The organism is Microvirga arvi (assembly GCF_016892765.1).
Lineage (GTDB): Bacteria > Pseudomonadota > Alphaproteobacteria > Rhizobiales > Beijerinckiaceae > Microvirga > Microvirga arvi.
In genome coordinates this window covers 1-2,290 of record NZ_JAFEMD010000155.1, presented here as the reverse complement: position 1 = coordinate 2,290, position 2,290 = coordinate 1, and the positions used below count along the sequence as shown (strand labels likewise).

General features: G+C 63.8%; 3 protein-coding genes. All 3 read right to left on the bottom strand.

Translation table 11 applies throughout. The features are described 5' to 3' along the window. Nucleotides 1-38: 38 nt before the first annotated feature. On the bottom strand, nt 39-473 hold the full coding sequence (locus ILT44_RS30200; RefSeq protein ID WP_204243300.1) for a hypothetical protein: 435 nt from the start codon (nt 471-473) through the stop codon (nt 39-41). A gap of 63 nt (nt 474-536) precedes the next feature. Next, on the bottom strand, nt 537-1,055 hold the full coding sequence (locus ILT44_RS30195) for a hypothetical protein (protein WP_204243299.1): 519 nt from the start codon (nt 1,053-1,055) through the stop codon (nt 537-539). 274 nt (nt 1,056-1,329) lie between these two features. Next, entirely contained in the window at nt 1,330-1,995 is a 666-nt protein-coding gene (locus ILT44_RS30190) for a hypothetical protein (protein ID WP_204243298.1), read from the bottom strand. Between the last annotated feature and the right edge of the window lie 295 nt (nt 1,996-2,290).

Sequence of the window (2,290 nt, the reverse complement as noted above, 5' to 3'; positions counted from 1 at the left end):
TTTCCTGATCGCAACACCTGATTGATCGAAACCTGCGTTTAGGTGGCCTCTTCGAGCACCTTGCGGACAGCTGCCAGCGACAGACCGAAGTGCTTGGCCACTTGAGCGGGGGCTACTCCGGCCAGAAGAACTGCCCGCACTGCCTTGCGCTGCCCCTCCTGCAGCGGGGAAGTGCCCTTGGAAGATCTCAGGGGTCTGGCTTGGCTGGTGCGTGTATGAGCAAGCCGATCCAAGGATGCTCTGGCCTGTGCCGCGGCCGTCTCCAACTCCGGCCGTCGGCCTCTGCCCTTCTCCAGCCGGCGCTGCACTTCTTCGACGAGTTGGCCAAGCTGCTGGGCCAGTTGAGCATCGGACAGGCTGGCCAGCGCCGGCGGTCTGGCCGGAACAGGAGACGGCTCGGACGAGGGCGTCGGGATGGTCAGGGTGTACTCGAACAGGTCGAGCGTGCGCGGTGAAGAACCCTTGTGCGGCATCGACCATATATGGGCATCAGGCGCGGCTTTCCCAAGGTTCAGGAACTCGCCCGACTGCCGCTTCTAGCGCGATCCTTGCTCCTGGAGGGAGACCCCCGCAGGTACTTTGAGCTCGCCCTCCTCTCCATCCAGATCGATGAAGCGGCTGTCCCTCGGGATCACCAACCCCGCCCCGATCGTCGGCAGCTTTGTGAGAGCGGTGCACGTCACGGCTGATCGCCCCACCAGTGAGGTTTCGGTTCCGGCGAGCCGCATTGTTGTCTGGCCAAGTCCTGTGAGGCTGCCTTCAATCCGAATACTCTGATCCGGGAAAGTCCATGTGAAACGCCGGCCCGTCTGGTCCCACCTCCCGGGCCACTCTCCCGGCTTTGTCCGGGAAGCATCGAAGATGTAGGGGCTCACCTCACCATTCTGGAACTCCCCTCCCCCGACGCCGCCGCCCGGGTAGAAGGTGATCACGAACTGCGACTGATCAGTTGCGCGGGTGCAGTGCCAGAGGGATCCCGCCAAGTTCGTGCCGTCAGCAAAGGCTGTGGGAGACACCAAGGCAAGTCCGATTGCGGCGAGCAGGAAGCCTCTCATGAAGCTGACTCCGATGATCAAGGTGTCGGAGCAGCACGCTAGTCCGCAGGTCCTAACCAAACCTCACGCTGCGAGCACTGGGTCCACAGATCCCACACGAGGCGATCAGGGCACCCCATCGTGGCATGACTCCTAGCTCATCAGTGAGGACCGATGCCAAAGCAGCAGAGCAGCCCACAAAGCTGGATGCTCTCCAGAGCCGCTCTGACGGTGAGAGAGGATGGTAAGTGCCAACCTCCAGCGGGCGGCCGCCATGGAGGTGGCATTTGCCCCCTTAGCGGGACGCTAACGTGGCATGGCGGGGCGGCTCCCACCGGATGGGCTTGTACGCCTTGTGCATCAGCTTCGCGTCACCCCAGATCGTATCGAGGTACCTCGCATCGGCGAGAATGATGGCGTCCAGCCGAGCGGCACGGTTGAGGTCCACATTCGCCTTGCCGGTCCGGAGGCGCTCGTCATCCTTCCTGGACAGCTTGGTCACGAACGTCACGACGAGGCCGGACGCCCCCTCGACCTCGTAGGCGTTGAACAGGGCGAGGCCGTTCGGCCTTACGTCGATGAGGCGTTCCTTGTATGCGAACCCGTTATTCTGGGCGTGGGCCCTGATGTCGGCGAGGGTGGTTTCGCCGTAGACGAAGCCTGGGAAATCGGCCGGCTTGCCGTGGGCGCTGCCACTCCACGTCTTCTCGGCATAGACGATCCGCTTCGTCTGCGGGTCTACAGCGACGGAGAGCCTGTTGCCGTCGGGCAGCTTCCAGCGCCGCTCCTCGTGCAGATCCACTCTCTTGGAGGGCAGCGGCCTTGCAGCGAGTTTGGGGACAGACAAGACCTGCTCGCCGACCTTGATCCCCGACAGCGATTGCGCCTGGGCAGGGGTGCCGAACAGCACGGCCGCCGCGGCCGCGATCGCGGCAGTAGCCTTGAGCTTAAGTGGTCGCATGAGGCCCCTGAGGTTTGCTTTTGGCCGGAAAGTAGGGGATGGGCCGCTTTTGCGTCAACCGGTGCGGCCGCCGGGAGCTCCGTGCGGCAGATGGTGCCGCATTCCTGCAACACGGCGCCTCGTCGGGCAGCGGCGCTCCGCCGGTCTAGTGCCTTCCCAAGGGGGCGTGAGTGCCCATGGGGCGACCGATCGCCTCCGGCCTGCTCTGGTTATGATGACGTAACTGGGGCAGATTGGGGGGCGACGATTCCCCCAGAAGAGTATCCGTGATTCAATCTGGGCATGACCTCGCCCG

What these genes read in the sequence shown, in the direction of transcription:
- ILT44_RS30200 (WP_204243300.1), bottom strand. Translation starts at nt 473, where the DNA reads ATGCCGCACAAGGGTTCTTCACCGCGCACGCTCGACCTGTTCGAGTAC.
- ILT44_RS30195 (WP_204243299.1), bottom strand. Translation starts at nt 1,055, where the DNA reads ATGAGAGGCTTCCTGCTCGCCGCAATCGGACTTGCCTTGGTGTCTCCC.
- ILT44_RS30190 (WP_204243298.1), bottom strand. Translation starts at nt 1,995, where the DNA reads ATGCGACCACTTAAGCTCAAGGCTACTGCCGCGATCGCGGCCGCGGCG.